Origin of the sequence: Scytonema sp. HK-05, from assembly GCF_963872035.1 — a bacterium.
GTDB lineage: Bacteria > Cyanobacteriota > Cyanobacteriia > Cyanobacteriales > Nostocaceae > Kalymmatonema.
Genome location: NZ_CAWMYC010000113.1, coordinates 13,286 through 37,856 on the forward strand (window position 1 = coordinate 13,286; position 24,571 = coordinate 37,856).

At 43.2% G+C, this 24,571-nt stretch carries 22 protein-coding genes; 8 read left to right on the forward strand and 14 right to left on the reverse strand.

The window, feature by feature from the left end:
- Positions 1-89: 89 nt before the first annotated feature.
- Complete coding sequence (locus tag AACT52_RS22400) at positions 90-1,112, reverse strand: NAD(P)/FAD-dependent oxidoreductase (protein WP_073633440.1); 1,023 nt, start codon at positions 1,110-1,112, stop codon at positions 90-92.
- Positions 1,090-3,333 carry a hypothetical protein gene (locus AACT52_RS22405; RefSeq protein ID WP_073633441.1) on the reverse strand — a complete coding sequence of 748 codons (2,244 nt, stop codon included), beginning with the start codon at positions 3,331-3,333 and terminating at the stop codon, positions 1,090-1,092. Before AACT52_RS22405 ends, AACT52_RS22400 begins: the two co-directional genes overlap by 23 nt.
- 482 nt (positions 3,334-3,815) lie before the next feature.
- Here AACT52_RS22405 and AACT52_RS22410 point away from each other — a divergent pair, with 482 nt between their 5' ends.
- Together AACT52_RS22410 and mtnB are read left to right on the forward strand one after the other, a co-directional pair.
- A complete protein-coding gene (locus AACT52_RS22410) occupies positions 3,816-4,367 on the forward strand; it encodes a 1,2-dihydroxy-3-keto-5-methylthiopentene dioxygenase (protein WP_073633442.1) in 552 nt (183 codons plus the stop codon).
- 99 nt (positions 4,368-4,466) lie between these two features.
- A complete protein-coding gene (gene mtnB, locus AACT52_RS22415) occupies positions 4,467-5,111 on the forward strand; it encodes a methylthioribulose 1-phosphate dehydratase (RefSeq protein ID WP_073633443.1) in 645 nt (214 codons plus the stop codon).
- A 232-nt stretch (positions 5,112-5,343) separates the two neighbouring features.
- Here mtnB and AACT52_RS22420 read toward each other — a convergent pair whose 3' ends face one another.
- The 11 genes from AACT52_RS22420 to AACT52_RS22470 form a co-directional block, all read right to left on the reverse strand.
- Entirely contained in the window at positions 5,344-6,423 is a 1,080-nt protein-coding gene (locus AACT52_RS22420) for a 2-oxoglutarate and iron-dependent oxygenase domain-containing protein (protein WP_073633445.1), read from the reverse strand.
- A gap of 491 nt (positions 6,424-6,914) precedes the next feature.
- Positions 6,915-7,283, reverse strand: a complete 369-nt coding sequence (locus AACT52_RS22425; protein ID WP_073633446.1) for a response regulator — start codon at positions 7,281-7,283, stop codon at positions 6,915-6,917.
- 357 nt (positions 7,284-7,640) lie between these two features.
- Positions 7,641-7,868 (reverse strand): hypothetical protein, encoded by a 228-nt coding sequence (locus AACT52_RS22430; RefSeq protein WP_073633447.1) that lies wholly within the window; start codon positions 7,866-7,868, stop codon positions 7,641-7,643.
- Positions 7,869-8,074: 206 nt separating this feature from the next.
- A complete protein-coding gene (locus tag AACT52_RS22435) occupies positions 8,075-9,289 on the reverse strand; it encodes a cytochrome P450 (protein ID WP_073633448.1) in 1,215 nt (404 codons plus the stop codon).
- Between the two features lie 8 nt (positions 9,290-9,297).
- The gene (locus AACT52_RS22440) at positions 9,298-9,990 is read right to left on the reverse strand and encodes a hypothetical protein (protein WP_073633449.1); all 693 of its coding nucleotides are present in this window, start codon (positions 9,988-9,990) and stop codon (positions 9,298-9,300) included.
- 1,007 nt (positions 9,991-10,997) lie between these two features.
- Entirely contained in the window at positions 10,998-11,354 is a 357-nt protein-coding gene (locus AACT52_RS22445) for a DMT family transporter (RefSeq protein ID WP_073633450.1), read from the reverse strand.
- Between the two features lie 207 nt (positions 11,355-11,561).
- Positions 11,562-12,473 carry a peptide chain release factor N(5)-glutamine methyltransferase gene (gene prmC, locus AACT52_RS22450; protein WP_337251663.1) on the reverse strand — a complete coding sequence of 304 codons (912 nt, stop codon included), beginning with the start codon at positions 12,471-12,473 and terminating at the stop codon, positions 11,562-11,564.
- Between the two features lie 62 nt (positions 12,474-12,535).
- On the reverse strand, positions 12,536-13,474 hold the full coding sequence (locus tag AACT52_RS22455; RefSeq protein ID WP_073633451.1) for a fatty acid desaturase family protein: 939 nt from the start codon (positions 13,472-13,474) through the stop codon (positions 12,536-12,538).
- A gap of 143 nt (positions 13,475-13,617) precedes the next feature.
- Complete coding sequence (locus AACT52_RS22460; RefSeq protein WP_073633452.1) at positions 13,618-14,472, reverse strand: hypothetical protein; 855 nt, start codon at positions 14,470-14,472, stop codon at positions 13,618-13,620.
- 773 nt (positions 14,473-15,245) lie between these two features.
- Positions 15,246-15,899 carry a response regulator gene (locus tag AACT52_RS22465; protein WP_073633454.1) on the reverse strand — a complete coding sequence of 218 codons (654 nt, stop codon included), beginning with the start codon at positions 15,897-15,899 and terminating at the stop codon, positions 15,246-15,248.
- Between the two features lie 23 nt (positions 15,900-15,922).
- The gene (locus AACT52_RS22470; protein ID WP_083630489.1) at positions 15,923-16,897 is read right to left on the reverse strand and encodes a sensor histidine kinase; all 975 of its coding nucleotides are present in this window, start codon (positions 16,895-16,897) and stop codon (positions 15,923-15,925) included.
- Between AACT52_RS22470 and AACT52_RS22475 the strand changes: the two genes are divergently transcribed.
- Both AACT52_RS22475 and AACT52_RS22480 read left to right on the forward strand, forming a co-directional pair.
- Complete coding sequence (locus tag AACT52_RS22475; RefSeq protein ID WP_073633456.1) at positions 16,888-17,577, forward strand: cadmium resistance transporter; 690 nt, start codon at positions 16,888-16,890, stop codon at positions 17,575-17,577. The two genes, AACT52_RS22470 and AACT52_RS22475, sit on opposite strands and share 10 nt — an antisense overlap.
- Before the next feature lie 617 nt (positions 17,578-18,194).
- Positions 18,195-18,833 (forward strand): hypothetical protein, encoded by a 639-nt coding sequence (locus AACT52_RS22480; RefSeq protein WP_073633457.1) that lies wholly within the window; start codon positions 18,195-18,197, stop codon positions 18,831-18,833.
- A 202-nt stretch (positions 18,834-19,035) separates the two neighbouring features.
- Here AACT52_RS22480 and AACT52_RS22485 read toward each other — a convergent pair whose 3' ends face one another.
- On the reverse strand, positions 19,036-20,142 hold the full coding sequence (locus AACT52_RS22485) for a sulfate ABC transporter substrate-binding protein (protein ID WP_073633505.1): 1,107 nt from the start codon (positions 20,140-20,142) through the stop codon (positions 19,036-19,038).
- Between the two features lie 386 nt (positions 20,143-20,528).
- Here AACT52_RS22485 and AACT52_RS22490 point away from each other — a divergent pair, with 386 nt between their 5' ends.
- The 4 genes from AACT52_RS22490 to cysW all read left to right on the forward strand — a co-directional run bounded on the left by AACT52_RS22490 (position 20,529) and on the right by cysW (position 24,557).
- Entirely contained in the window at positions 20,529-21,302 is a 774-nt protein-coding gene (locus AACT52_RS22490) for a class II glutamine amidotransferase (protein ID WP_073633458.1), read from the forward strand.
- A 216-nt stretch (positions 21,303-21,518) separates the two neighbouring features.
- Entirely contained in the window at positions 21,519-22,667 is a 1,149-nt protein-coding gene (locus AACT52_RS22495; RefSeq protein WP_073633459.1) for a sulfate ABC transporter substrate-binding protein, read from the forward strand.
- 125 nt (positions 22,668-22,792) lie between these two features.
- Positions 22,793-23,680, forward strand: a complete 888-nt coding sequence (cysT, locus tag AACT52_RS22500) for a sulfate ABC transporter permease subunit CysT (protein ID WP_073633460.1) — start codon at positions 22,793-22,795, stop codon at positions 23,678-23,680.
- Positions 23,667-24,557, forward strand: coding sequence for a sulfate ABC transporter permease subunit CysW (cysW, locus tag AACT52_RS22505; RefSeq protein ID WP_073633461.1), 891 nt, complete (start codon positions 23,667-23,669; stop codon positions 24,555-24,557). Before cysT ends, cysW begins: the two co-directional genes overlap by 14 nt.
- Positions 24,558-24,571 lie beyond the last annotated feature (14 nt).

Below are 24,571 nucleotides of genomic sequence, written 5' to 3' on the forward strand. Positions count from 1 at the left end.
GTTCAAATACGTGAAAACTGCTGTAAGCCAGGTTTAATCAAACAACCCAGCCCGCTTTGATAAAGATGGCTGGGTGATTTACACGCTGACTAATTTGGCAACATAGCATAGAGCTTGCTCAGGTTCTCTACATCGTGCTCAAACCAATTATTAATCCACTGACAATAATGCTGAGTCGCTTGTGCGGGGGTGAGATTCCCTAAGAGTTCCGCTGCAATCAAATGCCCAGCCATGATCCCAGACATAATCGCTTTCAGCACTCCATGACTTGATGCGGGATCAAGAACCATCGCCGCATCCCCAACCATGAAGTAACCAGAACCCGCCGGTTGCGATACGATGCGCCAAGTGACATCAGCCGCCTGCATTTTCCGGTAACTCTTGAGTCCGTGGAATTCATCGGGGAGCCAGTCTTTTAGGATTTTCTGCCCACTCAACGATAAGCGCGTCCACTGGTAAAGTTGGGGTTGCACTTTGGCAGTCCATGTCCAACCATCAGAGTCAGCAATAATCGCAGGAGCATCATCTCGCGCCGGACATTCCCCCGTGACGTAACCGTAGTATGCAATCAGACGCGGAGAGTGGTAGTTAATTTGCAATCCTAATTGTCGAGCCAACCAATGGTGACTTCCCGTAGCATCAATCACTTTAGATGCCCGAAAAGTTCCTTGGCTTGTCTCAACACCGACCACTTTGCACTCATCCACAACCAAGCGGGATGCTTGGCATGGCTGCAAAACCTCAACACCTAAATTTCTTGCGCGATTAAGCAATATGCTGTCAAAATCGGCTCTCCAGGCTTGAAATCCCAGCCATGCTCCCGAATCATCTTCTCCAAAGGGGACAAAATGGTTTTCAGCTTCCCACTGCACCCAGTTTCCAGCGTGGCGTAGGAAGCCAGCTGCTAACACTGGCTCAATGGCACCTAACTGCTTCAAAAGCGGCTCTACACCAGGGTGCAGAGTTTCACCGGGGTGAGAGCGTGGAAATAGCTCACGCTCAATGAGGATAACTCGTAAACCCTTTTGGGCACATGCAGCAGCAGCAGCAGACCCAGCAGGTCCGCTACCTATGACAAGCACATCGGTATTAAGCACGTCTCCAGGCATCATTGTTGCGTTTCAACAAAACGTTGAGAGGTGTGACAAACAACGTTACGGTTTCTTGAATTTCAACCCATTGTTTGCGAAAATCGTCTGGATTTGGGGAAGAATTGCCATAACGATAAATTTCAAACCGATAGATGCTACCAACAACTGTAGTTCCTGTTTGAGTTTGTGCCTGTTTCAATTCTGAATCAGTTGGCTGCACTTGACGGAATGAAAATACGCTCCATTGTCCTCTCTGGTCAGGAGTGATGTTTAAAACTTCATAAACCTTTGCCATCGCTAAAACTCTGGCTTCATATTCACGCACATCAACCCGACCCGTGAGCGATAGCGAGAATTTCTTCTGCAAAGAACTCTCTACATAATCTGCATGAGCCAAATCTGCATATTCTATCAAGTTTTTGCCATTCTGCGTAACGCGTCGAGGACCGGGAATACCATCCCAAGGTAAGTTACCAGTCTGACCAATTTCTTCATCTGTCAAAGGGCTGACAGTGGGCCATGCGGGATTTGGCTGAAATGTTCGTGCGGCATCGGGAGCGACTGCGGGCCAAAATGTACTCAGTGCAGCACACAGTTTGGAGTCTTCAGGAAAAGGACTGCCTAACCTGTAAGTTGCTAAATGTTCCTCTCCGCTTTCCGAAACAACTGTACCGATATCCCAACCAGGGGCAAATAAACCAGCCGCCGCATCTGGGAGATATGCATGCCGCATTGTTGGCGAGCCATTGAGCGGCATTTGTCGCACGGTACCTTTAAAAGGTAACGAGACAATTGCAGTGACGGTTTTATCTTCTGGACGGAAATTAGCACCTTTTAATTGAAGGTTAGGAGCAATGCGATCGTCAGATAGCGTCTCTGGTGGAATTCGCCAGAGATTTTCTCTGAGTCTCTGAGGTACTGACTGCTCTGTCCACTCCAGTAACTCTCGCTGGTCACAGTTGGGGAAGAAATCTGGTGCTGTCACGAGAGAATAAGCAGGTACACGCCGAGGAATTGCCACAGCCAACTCTGGACAGACTGCTTCAACCCAGCCATCGCCGGTGAAGTCAAGATAGTGTACGGCATCATAACCACCTTTTTGCACCGCACCCTCTACATCCTTTTGATTGTTGAGACTTTCTACTTCACCGTTCGCTAATACTTTGTGGCGAACATGAACATATTCCGGACCATTTAAAGGAATTCGCAGGCTGGAGGATAATCTCTCACCTTGCTCCTCCCTGTTATCCTGTGGCACCCTAAAGGTTAGCACTTTTCCTTTGTACGTTGCTGCTTCCACTAGATTAGAGTGAACGACTGGAACTAGAAGCCCACTGCCAAAATCAGGCTTGGTCGTGAATTCAGCAATACCTTGTGTAAAAATGAACGGCGGGTTGCTAAGATCCGGCTCACTCCATCCTGTGTTCCATCCCGTTTTTCTCAACTCCAAATGAATCCGCCGCAGTTTTTCATTGACATGACCCGTAGCCAGTGTTACTTGCAAATTTAAACCGCGAATACATTCTCTGCCGTTGAACAGCTTGTGCAGAGGAACCCAGAACTCGCGACTGTTATCTCCTGGCTGAGAACTATCTCCTGGCTGAAAACGCATAGGACCGAAAATACTTCGATTACCTTTGCGTTGAACTGCAACATAGGCAGAATAACGAGCAGGTAAGACTCGAAATGCATGGATATCTCCCTCAACAAAGGGTAAAAATCCGCGAAGTCGAGCGTCATACAGTGGTTCCGCCGTTCCGACTCGCGCCACACCAGTCCGCGAGAAACACATATCAGCATGCTTGCGCTGAACAGTTTCTGCACCAGGTCGATATTCTGAGGCAAACACAACGATCGCCAAAAGTTGCCCCTGTGCGCGGACTTGCAAATCTTCCCAAGAAGGAGGTTGCACACCGTAAACAAAGTTTTCAATGATTTCGAGTTCTGCTAGCGTCGGATATGCTTGCGAGTTTGTACTTTGAGCATTTAGGACAACATTTGGTGAAGCAAAAGCATGAAATAACAAGCTTCGCGCTGGATTTCCTGCTTCTATTCCTCTTTTGCCTTCACCTGCAAAATCTTCAAACCCTGAAATGTTACGATTGATGTTAGGCAGTTCCTTGGTTAATTCCTGCTTGAGGTTGGTTGCAGTGATATCAAGTCCATGTGCCAGCAGTAAGTCGCGCCATCCCAAAGGAGCAAGGCGATCGCAAACTCTTTTGACATCTTCTATTAACGGCATAACTTAAATAAACTCCTTATTTTTAGAGATTACGAGGACTTATAGGTTGACAAATTAAAAAAAATGTGCTTAAGTCCTACCTGATTTGCGGAACGGAAGTTAAGCTTGGAAAGCTTTGCTTGTACTTAGTAGGTATAAACAGAAGCAACTTATGCACTTTCGGATAGAAATGGGAAAAATCCCAGAAAACTGACAAGAATGTTAGCGCGAGAAGGTTTTTTATCGACACCAAAACGTCATTCTCACCCCATTTTCTCTAGATGTGGCTCATCCCATCAAAAATGGCTAAAGTCAATAAATACAAAATTCCTATCAATGTACCGTTAATTAAAATGAACAAAGCAGAGTATCCTAGTTCATAAGGCTGTACTAACTGGACACTCTTACGCGAGACTAGTCGCTAGGCTCCCTAAGTTTTTTCAACGAACAATAACAAGTTAGTAGACATACCGTAGAATAAATATCTTTGCAAGAGGTGAGATATGGCGATTCTACAATTGGAAGATGGAACACGACACACCGATTTGCAAGACATTTCCCGCGAATTGGCACCCCTAAACATCCAACTTAATCGCTGGGCTGTGGGAGATAGTCAACAATTGCGTCAACTTTTAGCACAAGATAGCCTCAACGAGGATGAGAAAGAACAAATCTTAAAATCTCTGGATGGCTATTTTGAGCAACTTCAACAAACAGCAGGCTATCAAACCCGCGATTTCATCGTCCTGCATCCAGGTATCCCTAACCTTGATGCACTGCTGACGAAGTTTGAGAAAATCCATACCCATTCAGAAGACGAAGTCCGCTACATCGTTGACGGAGAAGGTATTTTTGGTTTTGTACGACCTGATGGAACTCAAGTAGAACTGACAGTACAGCCAGAAGAGTACATCAACGTACCTGCGGGAACTGAACACTGGTTTTATCTCACTCCAGCACGGCGGATTAAAGCAGTGCGGTATTTCACTGGGACAGAAGGCTGGGCTCCCGAGTACACGGGTACAGAAATTCGCACTCGTCAGGCTGTAGCCTGAAATACATTCGGTGATGAAGTGAAGCGAATAGTTTTTTGCGACTTCGACTTTTTAGAAGTGCGCGACTACCTAGCAAGATTGTAGAACTAATTTAATCAAATGAAAAGCTCAACGCAAGACGATCGCCGTCTTGAACTTATCTGTGCTGCCCGTCACTTCTACCAACAAGGATGGATGGTAGGAACTGCGGGAAATCTCTCAGCTCGTTTACCCGATGGTAGCTTCTGGATTACAGCCAGTGGTCGGTCTAAAGGACAATTAGAACTTGGTGATTTTGTGCGTATCTATCCAGACGGCAAGGTGGAGCAATCTTCTCCTGATTTGAAGCCTTCAGCTGAAACAGCTATTCACCAAGTTGTATATGCCCTATTTCCTGAAGCTAACAGCTGCTACCACGTCCACTCAGTTGAAGCAAATTTGGTTTCTCGCTTTGTCAAAGGTGATACCTTGCCCCTACCACCGTTGGAGATGCTCAAAGGGCTGGGAGTGTGGGAAGAAAACCCCGATTGTGGTATGCCGATATTCGCCAACCATTTACAGGTTTCCCGTATTGCCGATGACATAAAAGAGCGCTTTACAACAGCTTGTGTGCAACTCCCGGCTTTACTCATCCGCGACCACGGTGTTACAGTTTGGGCACCTTCTCCCAAAACTGCTAGTCATTACATTGAGTTAGTAGAGTACATTTTCCGTTACATGGTAGCAGCAAAAGGAGTGGGTATTTGGGGATCTGAAAATGCTTAGTTGTAATTCTTGACAGCGGACAGACTCTAACCATCCCAACTGTGGCAGCTTGATTTGGTTGCCTCTTAAAAATTGAGACTTCCCTAGTTGGGGATAAACAAATGAGCGCATTCTGTATCGATGATACGAATGTCGATGCACCAATGGCATTTCCACTCTTCCGCGCCAATTGCGAATGCGATCGCCCTTTTTCGGCTTGATCCAACTTTTTCGCGTTGCTTCCGTTTGGTTATTATCTTTGCAATGCGTATGCGTTTTTCACTGTGGTCAAACGACCAAGGGTCTTGTTTTCCAAACGAGCCAAAATTGACAAGCGGTCTTCATTGATAATACGGCGTGTGGTTATTCGGTCTGGGTAAGACCTCATGAACATATTTGTAAAGTGCGTTCCGTAGTGGATATGCTCATCGCTTGACGGATCAAACAGCGGGCGGACACAAGCATCGAAATTGGGCTCATGGAAGTACGCTAACGCAAATCGCTCCCTCATGTTTAGCCTGACTTTATGGGGCGTTGAGAGCAAATAGCCATTAGTCAGGAACTGCAGAATATCGCCAGGGAACACGGTCAGTACACTTGGCACAGGCTTCACAAAGGTCCAAGGATCATCGTTTTCATACATACCTGCCATGCTTTCGGTCGATAACCAATTTCTGTTTCTCTTTTCCCCTTCGACCGGTGGACGTATATAGAGACCACCCACATCATCCTGGGCTGCAATGACCAATAGCCCGTAGTCGGTATGTGCGCCGATCCCCCTCGCCGATTTTTGAGATAGCGTCGGAAATCGCAATACGCGCATATGGTGCCAACCATCCCTGGTCAATTTCGTTAAAGCGTTAATATCATCCAGCCCCAACCCCAGAGCCGTCAATTTCAGCAATTTCTCGCCGATTAAGCCGAGCTCGTCCATGAATACTTTCATACTTTGGTGGTACTCCTGATCAGGCCAAGGCATTGGTCCATGACATGGCCATTGCGCTTGTACACGGGCATCATTCAGTGGAATATCTTTGCAAATAGTGTATATCTCGGAATAATCGGACTTTCCAGCGGTGACTTCCTCTCCAGAAGCGATATACCCACCGTAGTTAAGATCACTAATGCATTGGGATTTGAACTTCATAGGCATGCGAAAGAACCGCCGGCTCGCTTCAAATGCACTCTCGGTTTTTCGATCCTGTATTGTGTTTGTCGCAACCTGAAATATTCCGTCGGTTCTCCATGCTTGAATTATCTCGCGTGCTGTATCGATATCAGATTGTGTTCCTGTGATGGATTTGGGCAGGTGGAATGTTTGCAAATCAGTCATTTCAACTTCCTTTCACTGGTAGTGGTATAGCCCGGATTTCTGACAAGTCTCGCGCTTACAATCGCCAGAAGCGTAATTTAGCTTGGGTTTTAGCCTGAGCAAATAGGGTTTTGAAAAATGGCAGACTGTTTTCTGGGGGCGATCATCCGTATATGCCCAGAGGATTTTCCTCCAGAAAACCCTCTGTTCAAATCTTCGATTTGAGGCAACCAAACGGAGTTCGGTTGCGGCATAGGACGCGCTTTGCGATGGTATGTATTTTCGTCACTCAAAGGAAATCATTTTTACTTGCTGACAGACGAAGTATCCTCTGAGGACAGTGATAAAAAATGCTATCTAGCGACTACTTTGACTGCTTTAATTCTGCGTACTTGCATTTAGTGATGTCGTAACTAGCTAAGTACAACATTTCGCAAGTTCATGAGGAATTAACCAGCCGCAAGTCTCAAGTCCTGGGCAAAAGAAACGCTACGAATTTATGAAATTTTGCACTAAGCAAACAAAGAGTGTATCAAGGGCAGCAAAGATGAAGAAAATTCCGACTTAGTAACAAAGCCATCTGCACCTACAACCTTAGCTGCAGCACGCTCTTCGTTACTATCGTTCAACGTTAAAATGATGACGTATGGTGCATTTGGCTGCGCTTTTATAAGGCGTGTTGCTTCCAGACCATTCATTTCAGGCATCGCTAAATCGATGAGTACCAAATCAGGGCACAATAGAGGAACCAGCTCCAGCGCTTCTGCTGCGGACAGAACAGACCCGACAACCTCCAGCCGCTGATCCATTGCTAAAAAGCGGGTTGCGGATTTGAGAAAAGTAAGGCTGTCGTCTACTAGAAGAATGCGCAGAGGTGGCATCAGTTTATTAGTGTGTTTCCAAGGGGGAAACCACTGTCAGAGTGTAAATTGCTTGAATGCAAAACTTGCAACTAAAGGCAGTTATGCCTTCTGCTTGACTTTGAGGAAAGTCTGTACTTTCTGCACTCAATCTAATACCTAAATTACGCTAAATCAGTTGAGAACCCTATCAGGAAAACCCTGAGTTGTGAGGAGAAAAGTCCTGAGTCTCGCTCAAGGTCCGCACTGTTCAACTTAGGGCTAGTACCGCAAGGCGGAAGTCAAAAGTCAAAAGTCAAAAGTCAAAAGTATTATGGAATCAGGTTTTTAGCAATTTTAAATGGTTGCCCTATTTACGCCGCGTTGTACTAGTATTATTTAAGTATGCGGCAGCACCAATTTTATACGAACGGCGTAACTTACTAAACCTGCAACATCATGAATGCCCAGGCGTTTCATCAGTTGAATTTTCTCTATGAAGTTGAGCTTAATTCCACCCCCCTGTAGTCCCACGGCAGTTGCTACAACGGAGGGAACCTCCGCAACGCACTGCCTCCCCAAGGCATCGGAGGGACGCCAAAGGCGGGGGGTAATTATTAAGCCCATTGTTACAGAGAATTGGTATTAATCGCTCTGATAGTCAGAACCCTAAATCTATCTAATATCAAGTATTATCGTTACTTGATTGCACCTACCAAAGCGAAGGCATATTAAATTACGCTCATAAGTCTCCATTTACATCTTGCCATCTTTGTCAATGTGTAAGTTCTATTTTTTACCTATCTTTTAAACTCATATCAGCGATAATTTAATCAAGAAAATGCAATAGGTAATTTTTTTAAACCTCGCATTGCTAAATTAGGTATCCACTCAAGTTTGGAGGAATTTAGATGTATATTTGGGAAGTTTTGGACAAGAGAGTTAATGGCGACTTTGGTTTCCAAGCGAGTTAGAACTGCACCAAGACAAAAGTGGATACCTAATCCCAATCCTAAATGACGGTTGTCTTGCCGAGAAATGTCTAGTTTACTTGGCTGGTGAAAACGTTCTGGGTCGTGGTTACCTGCGTGTAACAGACAATAAATCTTTTGTCCGGCTTGAATATTTTGTCCATTGATTTGCGTATCTAATTTAGCTCGACGAACGACGCTAAAAGCAGGCCCACAATACCGAAATACTTCTTCAACTGCGCTGTCAATTAAGGCTGGATTGTCTTTGAGTTTGTTTAACTCGGCAGGGTTTTGTAATAGTGCAAGTATACCATTAGCAATTAAGTGTGTTGTAGTTTCGTAAGCACCAGCCATCATGACAATACACATGGTAGCAACTTCTTGAGTACTAAGTTGAGCCGAACAATAGGAAGCGTTGGCTAATTGATTGATTAAACTATCACTCTTAGAACTACGATGTTCTTCCACTAGCATGTGAAAGTATGTAATACATTTTACCAAGTTTTGGTAAGTTGCATTAATCGCCTCATCGCTAGCATTGTCAGCTCCAAGTAGAGTAAATATACTACTACTCCAATCTTTTAGTTCTGTAATATGCGTTCGCGATATGCCAAACATCTTTGCCGTCACCAGCGCAGGGAGGGGAACTGCAAAATCTTGAATTAGTTCCATTTCTCCCTTAGCACTAACGTTTTTAATCAGTTCCCAAGTCAAATCTTCAATGCAAAGCTTATAACTTTCCATCAGTGAGGGAGTGAACACTCCAGACACAATATTGCGTAGAAATGTGTGCCTGGGAGGGTCAGAAAAAACCATCCAACTGGCAAAAAAGTTATTGCAAAAATTTAGTTTATCCCGCAGTGCAGGCGACCCTCCCCTAGCAATTTGACCATTTCTATCCACCGAAAAATTCGCATCTCGAATCGTGGTTGAAATATCCTGATAACGTGTTAATACCCAAGACTCTAGACGAGTACACCAATAAACAGGATGATTTAAGCGCATCTCATCTAAAGTAGGTTCTGGTTGTGCGTAGAAATCAGGGCTAAATAAATCGTATATTTGCACAAGTGACATACGTAAGTTTAACCCATACTTGCTTCTTTACCTTCAGCACTTCCGTTCCCGCGACGCGCCCTTTTTAATGACTTTGTAGAACGCAATATTTCAATTCTCGGAGGAATAACTATATATCTAGAACCACAATACTTAGCTTTAAAATTCTTCATCCAACCGTGATGGCTAAGTACACCTTTTGCATCAAAGCCAACAACAGATACACCGCTACGGTCGTAGCTTCCTGATAAGAGAAAACACCAATAGGTTTGGTCGGGAAATTCATCAAAATAATATTTAAAAGTTGCTGCGAATGCAAGATATCTTCTCAAATCCATGCCATGAAGACCTTCATCTTCATAGACTCGCTTGCTGAAAAGCCCAGTTTCGTTAATTAATTCCGGTGTTTTACTATTAGAGGCGATAAACCATTGGTCTTCTGAAACCATCGTATTTCTAATCATGGTTTCATTCTCGAAATTTACATTAGCTTTAATGCCAAACCTATCACAAAGTTGCTGCATCGTCAGCTTTGCAGGTAAATAAATCAACAATTCATTCGTTTTTGATAATTCGCCTATCTCTTCTTCTGTAAAAGGACATTCAGAAATAGCAATATCTCCATAAAGACTTTTTACATAAGAGGCTAACTCTTGTTTTTGATTAGATGGCGATTGCTTGATTTGGGAATCTAATAATGCAGTTGATGATGTATGCAGCATTTTTTCTCACAAAAACTAATGTTTAATGGTTGTCAATTATTTCTAACAAAACCATTCAAATCGCAAGCCGAAATTCAACCAAACACACAAGGCTGAACGAGAGAAAACCAATCGAAAAGACATTGTACTTTTTGTGAAGTATCAAAGTCTTGAGATAAAAGTATTTGATTGGCTTTATTTCTATCTAGGTAACCCTCTTTTGTTGGTAGTAACAAAAGAGGGCTTCTGTTGCGGACAGAACAGACCCGACAACCTCCAGCCGCTTATCCATTGCTAAAAAGCGGGTTGCGGATTTGAGAAAAGCAAGGCTGTCGTCTACTAGAAGAATGCGCAGAGGTGGCATCAGTTTATTAGTATGTTTCCAAGGGGGAAACCACTGTCAGAGTCTAAATTGCTTGAATGCAAAACTTGCAACTAAAGGCAGTTATGCCTTCTGCTTGACTTTGAGGAAAGCTTGTACTTTCTGCACTCAATCTAATACCTAAATTACGCTAAATCAGTTGAGAACCCTATCAGGAAAACCCTGAGTTGTGAGGAGAAAAGCCCTGAGTCTCGCTCTTGTCCGCACTGTTCAACTCAGGGCTAGTATTATTTAAGTATGCGGCAGCACCAATCCTATACGAACGGCGTAACGTACTAGACCTGTCTAGCTTGAAAATGGGTGTAAGGGTATAAGGGTGTAAAGGGTGTAGGGGTATAGAATAGTAAGGATTCAGGTCATATCAAAATCTCTACAATCGTTTCTTAATAACGGTTTCGCGGGATTATCCACAATTTTCTATTCTCAACAAGCATTACACAACACCTAGATTTTCGTGCCTTATTGCGACTAAAGGTATGTTAATAAGCCAAAAGCAATTTTGAAACTGGCTCTCTAACTGGGTTTCAAGTACCTGAATCCTTAAATAGAATAAAAAACCTCTTTCATCTTTGGTGGGTGAAACTTGTTTCATAGGGACTGCCCTCTACTTCGTTAAAAGGGAGGGCTTGTATCCCATTATTTTTGGTCAACTCCTAGTTAAATTTAAACTAATAACTCCTGCAATAATTAATACCATTGAAATAATTTTAGTTAGAGAAATAGATTCTCTAAAGTATAAGATACCAACCATTGATATGATCATTGTTCCCACACCTGACCAAACAGCATAAGCTACACCAATATCTAATTTTTTTAATGCAATGGTTACAGAAATTAAACTCATAGCATAAAAGACAAATATTAAAATGCTGGGCAGAGGTTTCGTAAAGCCTGCTGAAATTTTCATGAATGTGGTTCCAGAAACCTCAAACATAATACCTAAAACAAGATATAACCAACTCAACAATGTTTTTCCCTTTTTACTTATACGTTTTAGCAACATTTTTTCTAATCGTATTAAATAAAGTCAAAGATATTTAATTAATAAACTAAGCATTGCAAATCAACTTCTACCAATTGCTATAACCTCTGTCACAAATGAATCCTTTGTAAGGGTGTAGAATTGTCGCCCTTACAAAGCTTTTCAATGAAAGTAAATCAGTGATACGATCTACTAACATTGAGTGCTTGTTATTAGAGATGCTTCGACTTAAATCCGGCTTGCACTAGTCAATCGATTACGTCCTGCGTAATCTATATGAATTTGAATATCTTGATAACCTCCTTGAGTTTGGAGGAGTTGAGTAACTACCTCAGCTTGACCTACCATCATTTCCAGTAACCATACTCCACCAGAAATAAGGTAATCAGGTGCAAACTTAATCAGATGACGAACATGTTCTAGACCGTCTACTCCGCCACCATATACCGCAAATTGGGGTTCGTAAGCCACTTCAGGTTGCATTTTTTGAGCAAAAGAAGTGGGAACATAAGGAGGATTGGCAATCATTCCACTAAACTTACCCTTAAGGTGTGCTAATGGTTCAAACCAAGAACCTTGATAAAAATTAATTCGATCTGCCACTCCGTAACGTTTTGCATTCGCTTTTGCTACATTCAAAGCAGCTGCATCGCAATCAACGGCATGAATTATAATATCAGGGAAAGCATCAGCAAGTGCTATGGCAATTGCCCCACTACCTGTACCCAAATCTGCCCAGTGTCCTTGAGTCAAATTTAGTGAGGAGTTTTTAACAGCTGCAATTGCCATATCAATTAACCCCTCGGTTTCAGGGCGTGGAATCAGCACATCTGGAGAAACTAATAGAGAAAATTTTCTCCACTTAGCTAGTCCAATTAAGTATTCTACAGGTACGCGATCGTTGAGCCTTTTGTTCCAAAGACTAGATACGTCTGACATGGAAGATGAAAGCAAAATTTCGTCTTGGGTTTTGAAAGTTTCTGATTGCAAAGCCAGATGTTCAAGACCTGTAATATTTTCTAGTAACCAATCAAGTTCACCAACAGGAACATCAGCCGCAAGTGCTTCTTGCTTTGCTTGGTTACGCCACTGCCACAGGTCTATTCCCGAAATTTTTTGGACTTTAACTTCAGACACCATAAGTCAACCTCAAAAGATAATCAAAGATAAAAATGTTTCTAATTCAGCAAACTGCTCAAGTTTTAGTTATTCTCTAATGAGATTTTTTTACCAAAAAGCTTTTCAAAGAACTTCTTATAAAATGACCAATAAGAAGATTCTAAATTCTCTATTTTGCCAACAATTGTACTATGGTAATTTCTTAATTCATTAATGGGTAGTGCTGGATTAAAGTGATGCTCAACGTGATAATTATTACCATTAACATACCATGTAAAAAATTTAGATGCCTGAATTGTACGAGTGTTGTGAAAAGGATTTGTTGTTTGATTATCGCAGCCAAAATGTTCTGGTAATTCAATCAACGCATGTATTGGCCCTGTAAATATAATTAAAGGTATTAGCCAAGTATCGAGTAAAATTGTTGTCTGCCATAAAATTGAGAGAACAAGCATGATAATTATCAAACATGCTATTAGACAATATTCATTACGAATACGGTGTGCAATTTTAGGCGATACATCCTCCCTTAATTTACCAACCAAAGCTACACAAATATTTTCAACAACTCCAGAGTAATGCCCCAGCATAGAAAGATGAAGGATAAATCCTGAAATTGATGTTAGTTTCTCATAATTATAATTGAAGGTTTCTTTGTCTTCAGGTGTTCCCAATGCCGAATGATGATGACCATGTAGGGCTTTATAAAGGGAAAAAGAAACTAACATGGGAAGACCTAAAAGTGTTCCTACCAAACGATTGAAACGCTCATTGAAAAAAATTACATGATGAGTGAGTTCATGTTCAAGTTCAATACTGTGTGCAAACATCATGCCTAACAACAATTGAGGCAATAATTTGACTGGATATGGAATTATCACAACTGCAATGATAAATCCAACACTTAAAACGATTAAAATTGACAGTTTCCGAAGAAAAAAATCCAAAATTTCGTATTTTTTGTTTGGCGTAGTTTTGACAATTAGCTCCTTGTCACCAAAAGCTAACTTAGTTTCTGGCATGATTATTTACCTCTAATATGGTCTAATTAGTTCACAAAATTTCTTACAATCTGTTTCAGAACAGAGTTTTAAACCAAGTATTACAAGTAGTTATATGTCAACTCTAATGACTTGAGCTATTTCGAGATTTTCAACTATTACAACTAAACTGCTAAAGCTGTTTCTAAAGTGCGTAGTTCTTGCTGAACTTGTTGAAAAAATTTGGTCTGGATATAAGCAAATTCCGCAAAACCTTGTCCTGCCCATTCTATGATTTGCTGTTCTGATACGTTGGAATAGCGCACAACATAATTAAGAGCAGCAAAAGCTTCGGCAGAGTGTTTTAGTTCAACTCCCTTACTATCAGAAGTTCCATGAATCACAATCCAATACCAAGGGCTAACTGTTCCTTGTTGAAAACTGACTTTACTATTTCGGATAAAACGACCAAAACTGTTATTCCGATGTTGAGAAAAAAGTACATCATTAATAATTCCAAACTCGTTATCTCCTACAGTTTCTGTAGCAACATGAAATCCAATGGCGCTGACAAGACTTTCAAGGCTATCAGATTCAGCTTTGTAAGCTGTTTTGACATAGGAGATGATGTCTGAAAGCCAAGTTCCTGACTGATAAATTGTATTGATTTCTGCTTGAGATAAATTTGCATATTCAGCTAGTTTGTCTAGCAAAGCATAAGATAGCGTGCCATGAGAAACGCCAGTTCTTGGATCTGTGAATTCTTCGATAGATGCTGCAAGTACTTTTGCCGCAACATCCATTGAACGTCCGGCGTGCATTGGAACTGAACAGGTTGGATCTTGCAAAAGATGACTGGAACTGATTGTTCCGGCTAGGGTTGGTACCGATGAACTGAAGGTTCTACCATAGCAGACATATCTTTGCATAAAAACATAAAGTGCTCTTGGTGTTTTCGCCGCCTCTACGCAAGCTGCTTTCATTACATCATTAATTGCGTCAATATCAAGCCAAGGTTGAAAATTTTCTAATGTAATCATTTTTTCATTAGTAAAGCTATGGTTATCCTAGAATGGAAAATTTCAACAGAAATTTTCAGGTAAAAACCCTATTCTGCATTTTTCAAAAGCTAGCTCTGATCATTTCAGGCATGGCTAAATCGATTAGTACCAAATCAGGGCACAATAGAGGAACCAGCTCCAGCGCTTCTGTTGCGGGCACAACAGACCCGACAACCTCCAGCCGCTTATCCATTGCTAAAAAACGGGTTGCGGATTTGAGAAAAGCAAGGCGCTGTCGTCTACTAGAAGAATGCGCACAGATGGCATCAGTTTATTAGTGTGTTTCCAAGGGGGAAACCACTGTCAGAGTGTAAATTGCTTGAATGCAAAACTTGCAACTCAAGGCAGTTATGCCTTCTGCTTGACTTTGAGGAAAGTCTGTACTTTCTGCACTCAATCTAATACCTAAATTACGCTAAATCAGTTGAGAACCCAATCAGGAAAACCCTGAGTTCTCAGGAGAAAAGTCCTGAGTCTCGCTCTTGCTTGGTCCGCACTGTTCAACTCAGGACTAGTACCGCTACCTTGGAATTCAAAATATGCCCTACGAGCACGCTACGCGGAGCGTGAAACTCCTCCGGAGCAGGCACAAAATTCAAAATATGCCCTACGGGCACGCTACGCGTTAGCGCAGCTCCTCCGCAGGAGGCACAAAATCCTTACACCATAAACTTTTCGGGAATTTTGTAGACGCGTAGCGGCTTCCCGTAGGGTATGGTAGCTTTATTTCCGCCGCCCTGTACTAGTATTATTTAAGTATCAGGCAGTACCAATCCTATACGAAGGGCGTAACGTACTAGACCTGCAACATCATGAATGCCCAGGCGTTTCATCAGTTGCATACGGTGGGTTTCGACTGTTTTGACACTGATATACAATACCTCAGCAATTTCTTTTGTTGTCCGCCCTTCCGCAATCAATTGCAAAATTTCTCGCTGGCGCGATGTTAATTGTTCAACACAACTAGACTCATCACCTACCCGCCGCAAGTAATCTCCAATCACATGCTTTGAAACCTCTGGGCTGAGATAGGTTTCACCTTGAGAGATCGCCCTGAGTGCCAGTTCTAGTTCACTAATAGCAGCGTCCTTAAGCACATAACCCATTGCCCCTCTACGCAATGACTGCAACACGTATTCTTCATTCGCGTGCATAGAGAGAATAATCACCCGCACCTTGGGACAGTCCTTGACCACACGGGAGGTTGCTTCTAAGCCATTCATCTTGGGCATCGCAATATCCATCAATACCACATCCGGCTGATGGACTTCTATCAAGTGCAATGCTTCATGACCATCTCCTGCTTCTGCAACCACTTCTATTCCCTCAATATTTTGCAGCAATGCACGTAATCCTGCGCGCACTAGGGTATGGTTGTCTGCCAGTAAAACACGAATCTGTTTCATGGTTGGGGCTGCACTCATCTAGCCTATTGTAACGGGAAACACACATGAATCTTAGTCCCACACCCATCCACGGATTCAATGTTGAATTGACTACCTACCAGCAGAGCACGCTCTTCCATTCCCAGCAAACCTAAACTCCCACCATGAGTAGCTCGTTCCCGCGCCGCCTCCACATTAAACCCAATACCATCATCATTAATGACTAGGTGCAGTTGGGCGTCCTGCTGTCGTAATTCAACGGTGACTCGTTGTGCTTGGGCGTGTCGCACCACGTTGGTCAATGCTTCTTGGACAATACGAAAGCATGTGGTTTCTAGGTTCGGCAAAAGTTTTCTCTCTAAAGGAGAAGCAAGAAATTCTCCGATAATTCCTCCACGTTGACTCTGACGATCTACATACCACCGTAGCGCTGCCATCAGTCCTAGATCATCAAGTAATGAGGGTCGCAAATCGAGCGAGAGGCTGCGTACCTGCTGCAGAGCAACTTCAACAATGCTTGTGCTCTCTTCTAGCAGTAATGCAATCTCACTTTTACTTGACAAATGCTGTACGCCTTGCAAATTGATTTTAACTGCCGTCAAAGCCTGACCAATTTCATCGTGTAATTCACGGGCAATATAACGCCGCTCAGCCTCCTGCGCCTCTATCAACTTTTGTGAAAGAATTTGCAATCGTTCCTGCGTCTTTTGCTGTATCTTCTCTGCTCGTTTGCGCTCGGTAATGTCGCGACCAATTGCCAAATGTAATAACTTTCCATCTTGCTGATTACGTAATGGGACAGAATGAGTTTCTATCCATCGGTGGTTGCCTCTGCATCCAATCATCTCGAACTCAAGAGTGCCCTTGTTCCCTTGGCAAACACTTTCATGGAAAGCCTGAAACGCCTTTATGTACTTACTCGCCATGAAGGAGTATATCGACTTGCCAATTATGGAATCAGCGCTTTCTACTTCAATCATGACCAGCCCAGCAGGATTGATCTCAAGTAATGAGTACATTAATAACTGCCATCCCCGCAGGTGTTGCCGCCTTTGTAGCTACCAACATTGATGATATTGTCATCCTAACCCTGCTATTTGCCCAAGTGAATACCTCGCTTCGTAGCCGCCACATTGTAGCAGGGCAGTATCTCGGCTTCACAGTGTTAGTTGCTATTAGTCTACTAGGATTTTTCGGGAACTTCATGCTGCCAAGTGTTTGGATGGATGTTTCTGGCTTCATACCCATTGCCATTGGTTTGAATCGTCTGGTAAATCTAGAAGAGGATAATTCAGATGAACAGCCAGCAATGCTGTCTTCTGTTTCCTTTCCTATCCGTAGTTTGTTGTCTCCTCAAACCTATAGCGTGGCAGCCATTACCATTGCTAACGGTGGTGACAATATTGGAATCTATATGCCGTTGTTTGCCAACACTCAATTAACAAGTCTGCTAGTGATTCTGAGTGTATTTTTTGTGCTAGTTGGAGTCTGGTGCTACGCAGCCTACCTATTAACTCACCAAAAGGCGATCGCCCTAATTATTGATCGCTACGGCAACTCGCTAGTCCCATTCCTTTTGATTGGTTTAGGTGTGTATATTGCCTTGGACAGCTTGGCGCTAGCAGTATTGTCAGTTGCAGTTGTGTTTCTTGGTTGGATGAGTTTTAGCTCTTTGCGCGAACACGCCCCCTCAGCTTAGTCAAAAGTTGAAAGATATAGATTGTCCACTGTAGAGCATGAAAAAAAATTCCAAAACTTACTTTTTCATCCTCTTTAAGGAAGAATTCCTAACTTGAAAATCAATAAAAATTATTAATTGGCGATCGCTTGACTTAGCTCAACAGCAATCCTAATTTATTTCAAACAAAATTTATCATACTGTTCCCCCTTTCTTTCTTCGCGCTGTTTGCATCTAGGCTGTAGAATCAGATTGAGCGTAAGTGGTTCATTTTAGATAGGATTCGTATATAGCAATCCTAAATGATAAGCCCTGCGGGCACGCTGCGCGTTCGCCCTTGGCGTGCGCTCTGCGCTTACGTGAAAAACAAGATACCCGACAACTCTTACGAAGTCGGGTATCTGAAGGGTAGCCAAATTTCATAAATGAAATAGGATTGCTAGATGCAGTTAGAGTTTTCAGATTCATACAGAAAAACTACTCTTATTATTTTGATAAATAAGAATATTTGATTTCATCGAAAGTAGTTGGATATAGTAAAGTATATCTCTTGGCTTATTAAAAAACTTTTCCACAGAACTAACATAATCCTGTAATGGAAAAGATTCAATCTCATAAAACAGAAAAGGAGAAAAATCGTGAGAATCTTTAAGGCAATTTTGGTGTTTCTTTTCCTACTAGTCAACCTAGTCATTGCTCAACCTTCCTTTGCAGACCCGATCGCGGAAAAGAGCCCTGAGTATGCTCAAATCACTCAACAACTCAGCCAACTCTCACAGTCAAGGAGTAACCCGTCAGCTGTTGGATACAACACCGCAGAGGAACTTCAGCAGAAAATCTCTGATTTGCAGTTCCAGAAATATGTCATGGAAACCACAGAAGACTGGGGCGTCTGTCGCAATGAAACTGGCAGAACACTAGCTGTTTACGCTCACAAACCCAGCAAATACAGTTCTGTCAACACCCTCTTTTACCTCGGAAATGGTAAAAAGACAGATGATGAATGGGACTGTGATGGTATTTACCTGCCAAGTGGTGTGAACGTAGCTGGTATCAGCGTTCCATCTGGAGAAAATCAAGACCAAGAAGGACAGCCTCTATTTGTCAAGATAGTAGATGGAACTCAGTTAGTGGCTAGAACCAATCCATTAACTGGCGAAATTGAATTGAATGCTCCTCCTGCTGGTGTTTTCCTCGCAGGTGAGTTGAACCCTGCACTGCCGAATTTGTCCCAAGCGCAAATTGACGCACAAGTTCCCAACGCACCGATTGATTAGTTCAGTCTCACGCAATGTAGGGGCGCAAGGCACTGCGCCCCAAAAAAAGTAGGGTGGAGATGAAAGAAGTCTCCCACCCTACACCCTTTTTTAACAGTGAACAGTGACCAGTGAACAGTGAACAGTGACCAGTGAACAGTGACCAGTGAGAAGATTGACTTGGGACATCTTGATAACTGATAACTGATAACTGATAACTGATTTAACGTCTTCCTCCCTGAATCTGGTCAAAAACAGTTCCATCTGCAAAGAACTTCTTCTGAACTGCGTCCCAGCCACCAAAGTTTGCAACTGTGTAGAGTTTGCCAATCTTGGGAAACTGCTTTTGTGTTTCGCTAGCTACTGTAGAGTTAACAGGGCGAAACCCGACTTTGGCGAATTCCCGCTGTGCCTCTGGTGTGTATAGGAACTTGACAAAAGCTTCCGCTACTTGCCGAGTACCGCGTTTATCCACCACTTTATCCACCACAGCAACCGGGGCGTCAATCGAAATGTTGACTTGAGGAATCACTGTAGGATTGTTAGATTCACCTTTCTGTTTAGCTAGGATCTCCTCATTTTCATAGTTCAACAACACGTCTCCCTGATTTCGCTTGTAGAAAGTATCACTGGCTTCCCGCGCATCCTTTGGCAGCACAGGCACATTTTTGTAAACCTTAGAGACATAATCGAGGGCTTTTGCCTCATTCCCTCCAGATTGACTCACTGCACCCCACAGTCCCAAGAAGTTCCAACGGGCACCTCCAGAAGTCTTGGGATTGGCAGTAATGACGGTGACTCCTGGTTTAACCAAGTCATCCCAGCTTTTAATTTGTTTAGGATTGCCTGGACGAGTCACCAACGCAACCACCGACTTAGTGACGATCGCATTGTTAGGAGCCTCCTTTTCCCAGCCTGGTGCGATTAACCCTGCCTTTTGGATTTGGTTTATATCCAGTCCTAGCGCTAGCGCTACCACATCTGCTTCTAAGCCATCAATGACTGCTCGTGCTTGGGAACCAGAACCCCCGTAACTTTCCCGAATACTGACGTCCTGCTTACGCTCTTGCTTCCACTTTTTTACAAATAGAGGAATGATTCTTGAGTACGCCTCTTTAGTCACAGCGTAGGAAACCAAAGTTAATTCAACTGGTTTTTGGTTCTGACTGATGAGTTCAGGTTTCCTGCTAGAAGCTGGGTTTTGCAAGGTAATTCCAGCATAGACCGGTACGGCGGCACTGACGCTTAAACCAGCAGCAATGAGCAGGGTGCGGGTTGAAGACTTTTGCGACGGTCTCAACAAAGATTTGAAAGCCTTAAATAGATGCATAATTGAGTGCTCCTCACCATCTAAAATACGGTATTTTGGTAGGAAAATTGCCTTTTCTTGATTTAATACAATTTCATAGACCGATTCAAAAATCAAGTCTCTGTGCTACTTAATACTTGCGAAATGAACTAATTTGTTAAGAATAGGTGTGGGGAAGCCAGCAGTGGGGGCGGGTTTCCCGACTTAAGACTAGGAGCGTTGTGGACTGTAGGGTGGGGAGTTAGGTGAAGAATGTTCCCTACACCCGATTGTTTTGCCCAAACTCCTACCTAGGAAACTGGAGAGTGAATTTTTGTAGAATGAAGCATTAGTGCCAGATCAATTGAGTGATTCTGGATTATCTTGATCCCACAGCCATTAGTCTAAAGTTCAGAGTTTCAACATCCATGTGCCAACTGTTGGGGATGAATTGTAACGTACCAACTGATATTTGCTTTTCTTTTGAGGGCTTTTCGGCGCGAGGAGGAAAAACTGACGACCATCGCGATGGTTGGGGTATTGCTTTCTTTGAAGGGAAAGGATGTCGAATTTTGTTAGATGATAAGCCCTCCATCTTTTCTCCCGTCGCTGAGTTGGTGCGACATTATCCCATCCACTCCACTCATGTGATTGCCCATATCCGCAAAGCAACTCAGGGTGAAGTGATTTTAGAAAACTGCCATCCCTTCCGTCGTGAGTTGTGGGGAAGGTACTGGGTGTTTGCCCACAACGGCGATTTGCCAGATTTTGAACCTCAGGATCTGAAGTTTTATCAACCTGTAGGTAAGACAGATAGTGAAAAAGCTTTTTGTCTTATACTGGATCGGCTCAGAAAATGCTTCCCTGACAGTAAGCCTCCTTTGAAGGAACTTTACCCAGTCCTCAAGGATATCACTCAAACTTTAGCCGAAAAGGGTATTTTTAACTACTTGCTTTCCAATGGGGAACATTTTTTTGCTCATTGCTCAACAAAACTCAGCTACATCGTACGTCAAGCGCCCTTTGCGGCTGCTCATTTGATTGACGAAGACGTGACTGTTGATTTTAGTGAGTTGACCACTCCGAGCGATCGCGTTGCTGTTATCGCCACCACTCCCCTAACTGACAACGAAGTCTGGACGCAAATTCTACCCGGAGAACTGCTAGTATTTCAAGATGGCTTGCCACATAAGCTGGCATAAAAAGCAAACTCTTTGTTTCCCGAATTCTGATTCTTTGTTCTGAGTTCTCCTCAATTGGTTCTAACTGCATTAGCATTCAATAATCTTCACTTTATCGATAGGAAAAGTGAGGATTTTCGCTTGCATTTTAAGCTACTACCATGTATTATCTCTCACAATGAACTATAAATACGGTTAGCGTACCGATGTGCCGTAAGGTCTCAGGGGGGAAATATTATGAGTTTTTGGCAGCATATTTTGAAACAGTCAGGGCAAATATTCTTAAAAATAGCTAATAAATTTAGGCTTAATTCTATAAAAGGCTTTCTATCACTCTTTTTGGTAGGAGTTAGCTTGAGTGTAGCGCTCGCAGCTTGCTCTAGCAACGGTACAGGTAATTCTTCTAGTAGCACTGATGCAGGTGGTTCCACCGCAAATCCTGTGTCTGCCAATAAGCAGGATGTTAAAGTAACTCTTGTTTCGTTTGCTGTCACTAAAGCAGCTCACGATGCTATTATTCCAAAATTTGTCGAACAGTGGAAGAAAGAACATAACCAGAATGTCTCGTTTGAGCAGAGCTACGGGGGGTCTGGTTCTCAAACTCGTGCTGTGATTGATGGTTTGGAAGCAGATATTGTCCACTTGGCACTTGCCTTAGATACCCAAAAAATTGAGAAGGCTGGATTGATTTCGTCGGGATGGGAAAAGGAATTTCCCAATAATGGCATTGTCTCTAAATCTGTTGCCGCATTAGTCACTCGCCCAGGCAATCCAAAAGGCATCAAAACCTGGGCGGATTTGGCAAAGGATAATGTAAAACTGATTACAGCTGACCCCAAAACTTCTGGTATCGCTCGCTGGAATTTCCTAGCGCTTTGGAATTCAGTGATCAAAACTGGTGGAACAGACGAAAAAGCACTGGAGTTTGTGACCAAAGTTTACAAAAATGTTCCGATTTTGACAAAAGATGCTCGTGAAGCAACTGATATCTTTGCCAAGCGGAGTCAAGGAGATGCACTGATCAACTATGAAAACGAAATTGTTTTGGCGCAACAAAAGGGCGAAAAAGTAGATTACGTGATTCCTGATGTAAACATCTCCATCGACAATCCAATCGCAATTGTAGACAAGAACGTCGATAAACACGGTACCCGAGAAGTTGCTGAAGCTTTTGTCAAATACCTGTATACACCGGAAGCACAACAGGAGTTTGCCAAAGTCGGATTTCGACCTGTAGAGGAAACAGCACAGACGAAACAACTCGCAGATAAATATCCCAAAGTTAAAAACCTGGGAACAGTGAGTGAGTACGGCGGATGGGATGCTGTCCAAAAGAAATTTTTTGCAGATGGTGCAGTTTTTGACCAAATTCAAGCAAAAAAATAAATCGTCATTAGTCATTAGTCATTAGCAACTTCTCCCCAATACTCGCGCTCGTCGCAAAGCGTCCCGTGAGGGATACGCTCTCTACCCCACCACCCCCACTTCCCCCACTTCCTCATACACTGCTTATGGCTATATCTTCACCTCCATCACCTTCTCAGGAAGAACTCATTCGTCGAAAACCTCCGGGTTGGAAGAGGTACCTGCTTCATTTGTCCAAGCTTCCTTGGACATGGCGAATTACGTTCGCATACCTGACGGTGATGTTGTTTATCCCAATACTTGCTATGTTGCTGAAGGCAAGTACTGAACCTCCGGCTCGGTTTTGGGAAATCGCGACTAATCCACTCGCATTAGCAACATACGAGGTGACTTTTGTTACGGCAATAGGAGCTGCCCTGATCAATGGTTTCTTTGGAACTCTGATTGCTTGGGTTCTGGTCCGCTATCAATTTCCCTTCAAACGAGTGCTTGATGCCACCGTGGATCTGCCATTTTCGTTACCAACTGCGGTGGCAGGGCTAACCTTAGCAACAGTCTACAGCGATAATGGTTGGATTGGCTCACTAGTGGCACCGTTTGGCATTAAGGTATCTTTCACCCGCTTGGGTGTAGGGGTGGCAATGATATTCATCTCGTTACCTTTTGTAGTGCGGACGGTGCAACCAGTGCTTATGGAAATGGAAAAGGAAATAGAAGAAGCAGCTTGGAGCTTAGGTGCGTCTCAATGGCAAACCTTCACCAAAGTTATTTTGCCACCCTTGTTACCCTCTATTTTGACTGGTGTTGCCTTAGGTTTTGCACGTGCAGTTGGGGAGTATGGCTCGACTGTAATTATCGCTTCCAATACTCCTTTCAAAGATTTGATCGCACCTGTGCTGATTTTCCAAAGATTGGAACAGTATGACTATTCCGGTGCCACTGTTATTGGCATAGTGCTACTGATAATTTCTCTGTTGATACTGCTGGGAATCAATATGTTACAAGCTTGGGGAAGAAGATATGACGTCAAGTAATGATGGTTTCCCACAACCACACTTTCATACAGCGACATCACAGCCAAGCAATCAAAAGCAAATTAAGCCTAAGAGTTTGGGTCCAGCCATTCTCATCGGAATAGCAGTGTTGTATCTAACTTTAGTGCTGTACCTTCCCGCGCTCAATGTCTTTGTCCAAGCTTTCAACAAAGGGATTGGTGTGTTTTTGTCCACTTTCACACGCCCAGAATTTACTCATGCTGCCTGGTTAACACTGATACTAGCTCTTATTACTGTACCAGTGAATACAGTGTTTGGTTTATGTGCAGCAATGGCGATCGCCCGCAATAGCTTCCCTGGTCGCGCTCTTCTTCTAAGTATTATTGACCTGCCGTTTTCCATCTCCCCTGTGGTTGCGGGGTTGATGATTGTGCTACTCTACGGGCGGAATGGGTGGTTTGGTCCTTGGTTACAAGCACTTGATATTAAGATCATCTTTGCTTTTCCAGGTATGGTGCTGGCTACAGCATTTGTGAGTTTGCCCTTTGTCGCCCGCGAAGTTATTCCCATTCTTGAGGAGTTAGGTAACGACCAAGAAGAAGCAGCCAGAACACTCGGTGCAAAAGATTGGCAGATATTTTGGCGCGTTACTCTACCCAATATCCGTTGGGGGCTACTCTACGGCGTCATTTTGACCAATGCCAGATCCATGGGTGAATTTGGTGCGATCGCCGTCGTCTCTGGAAACATTGCCCGGAAAACTCAAAGCTTACCATTATACGTGGAAGACGCTTACAAACAGTATGAAACTGAAGCCGCCTTCTCAGTTGCTGTTCTGTTAACGCTGCTAGCAGTTGTGACTTTGGTGGTGAAGGAGTTTTTGGAACGGAAAGCAGGCATCAAAGCGAAACATTAAAAGATGGCTAGTAA

Coding starts and splice junctions, on each gene's coding strand:
- AACT52_RS22400 (WP_073633440.1), bottom strand. CDS start 1,112: ATGATGCCTGGAGACGTGCTTAATACCGATGTGCTTGTCATAGGTAGC.
- AACT52_RS22405 (WP_073633441.1), bottom strand. CDS start 3,333: ATGCCGTTAATAGAAGATGTCAAAAGAGTTTGCGATCGCCTTGCTCCT.
- AACT52_RS22410 (WP_073633442.1), top strand. CDS start 3,816: ATGGCGATTCTACAATTGGAAGATGGAACACGACACACCGATTTGCAA.
- mtnB (WP_073633443.1), top strand. CDS start 4,467: ATGAAAAGCTCAACGCAAGACGATCGCCGTCTTGAACTTATCTGTGCT.
- AACT52_RS22420 (WP_073633445.1), bottom strand. CDS start 6,423: ATGACTGATTTGCAAACATTCCACCTGCCCAAATCCATCACAGGAACA.
- AACT52_RS22425 (WP_073633446.1), bottom strand. CDS start 7,283: ATGCCACCTCTGCGCATTCTTCTAGTAGACGACAGCCTTACTTTTCTC.
- AACT52_RS22430 (WP_073633447.1), bottom strand. CDS start 7,868: ATGGGCTTAATAATTACCCCCCGCCTTTGGCGTCCCTCCGATGCCTTG.
- AACT52_RS22435 (WP_073633448.1), bottom strand. CDS start 9,289: ATGTCACTTGTGCAAATATACGATTTATTTAGCCCTGATTTCTACGCA.
- AACT52_RS22440 (WP_073633449.1), bottom strand. CDS start 9,990: ATGCTGCATACATCATCAACTGCATTATTAGATTCCCAAATCAAGCAA.
- AACT52_RS22445 (WP_073633450.1), bottom strand. CDS start 11,354: ATGTTGCTAAAACGTATAAGTAAAAAGGGAAAAACATTGTTGAGTTGG.
- prmC (WP_337251663.1), bottom strand. CDS start 12,473: ATGGTGTCTGAAGTTAAAGTCCAAAAAATTTCGGGAATAGACCTGTGG.
- AACT52_RS22455 (WP_073633451.1), bottom strand. CDS start 13,474: ATGCCAGAAACTAAGTTAGCTTTTGGTGACAAGGAGCTAATTGTCAAA.
- AACT52_RS22460 (WP_073633452.1), bottom strand. CDS start 14,472: ATGATTACATTAGAAAATTTTCAACCTTGGCTTGATATTGACGCAATT.
- AACT52_RS22465 (WP_073633454.1), bottom strand. CDS start 15,899: ATGAAACAGATTCGTGTTTTACTGGCAGACAACCATACCCTAGTGCGC.
- AACT52_RS22475 (WP_073633456.1), top strand. CDS start 16,888: ATGAGTACATTAATAACTGCCATCCCCGCAGGTGTTGCCGCCTTTGTA.
- AACT52_RS22470 (WP_083630489.1), bottom strand. CDS start 16,897: ATGTACTCATTACTTGAGATCAATCCTGCTGGGCTGGTCATGATTGAA.
- AACT52_RS22485 (WP_073633505.1), bottom strand. CDS start 20,142: ATGCATCTATTTAAGGCTTTCAAATCTTTGTTGAGACCGTCGCAAAAG.
- AACT52_RS22490 (WP_073633458.1), top strand. CDS start 20,529: ATGTGCCAACTGTTGGGGATGAATTGTAACGTACCAACTGATATTTGC.
- AACT52_RS22495 (WP_073633459.1), top strand. CDS start 21,519: ATGAGTTTTTGGCAGCATATTTTGAAACAGTCAGGGCAAATATTCTTA.
- cysT (WP_073633460.1), top strand. CDS start 22,793: ATGGCTATATCTTCACCTCCATCACCTTCTCAGGAAGAACTCATTCGT.
- cysW (WP_073633461.1), top strand. CDS start 23,667: ATGACGTCAAGTAATGATGGTTTCCCACAACCACACTTTCATACAGCG.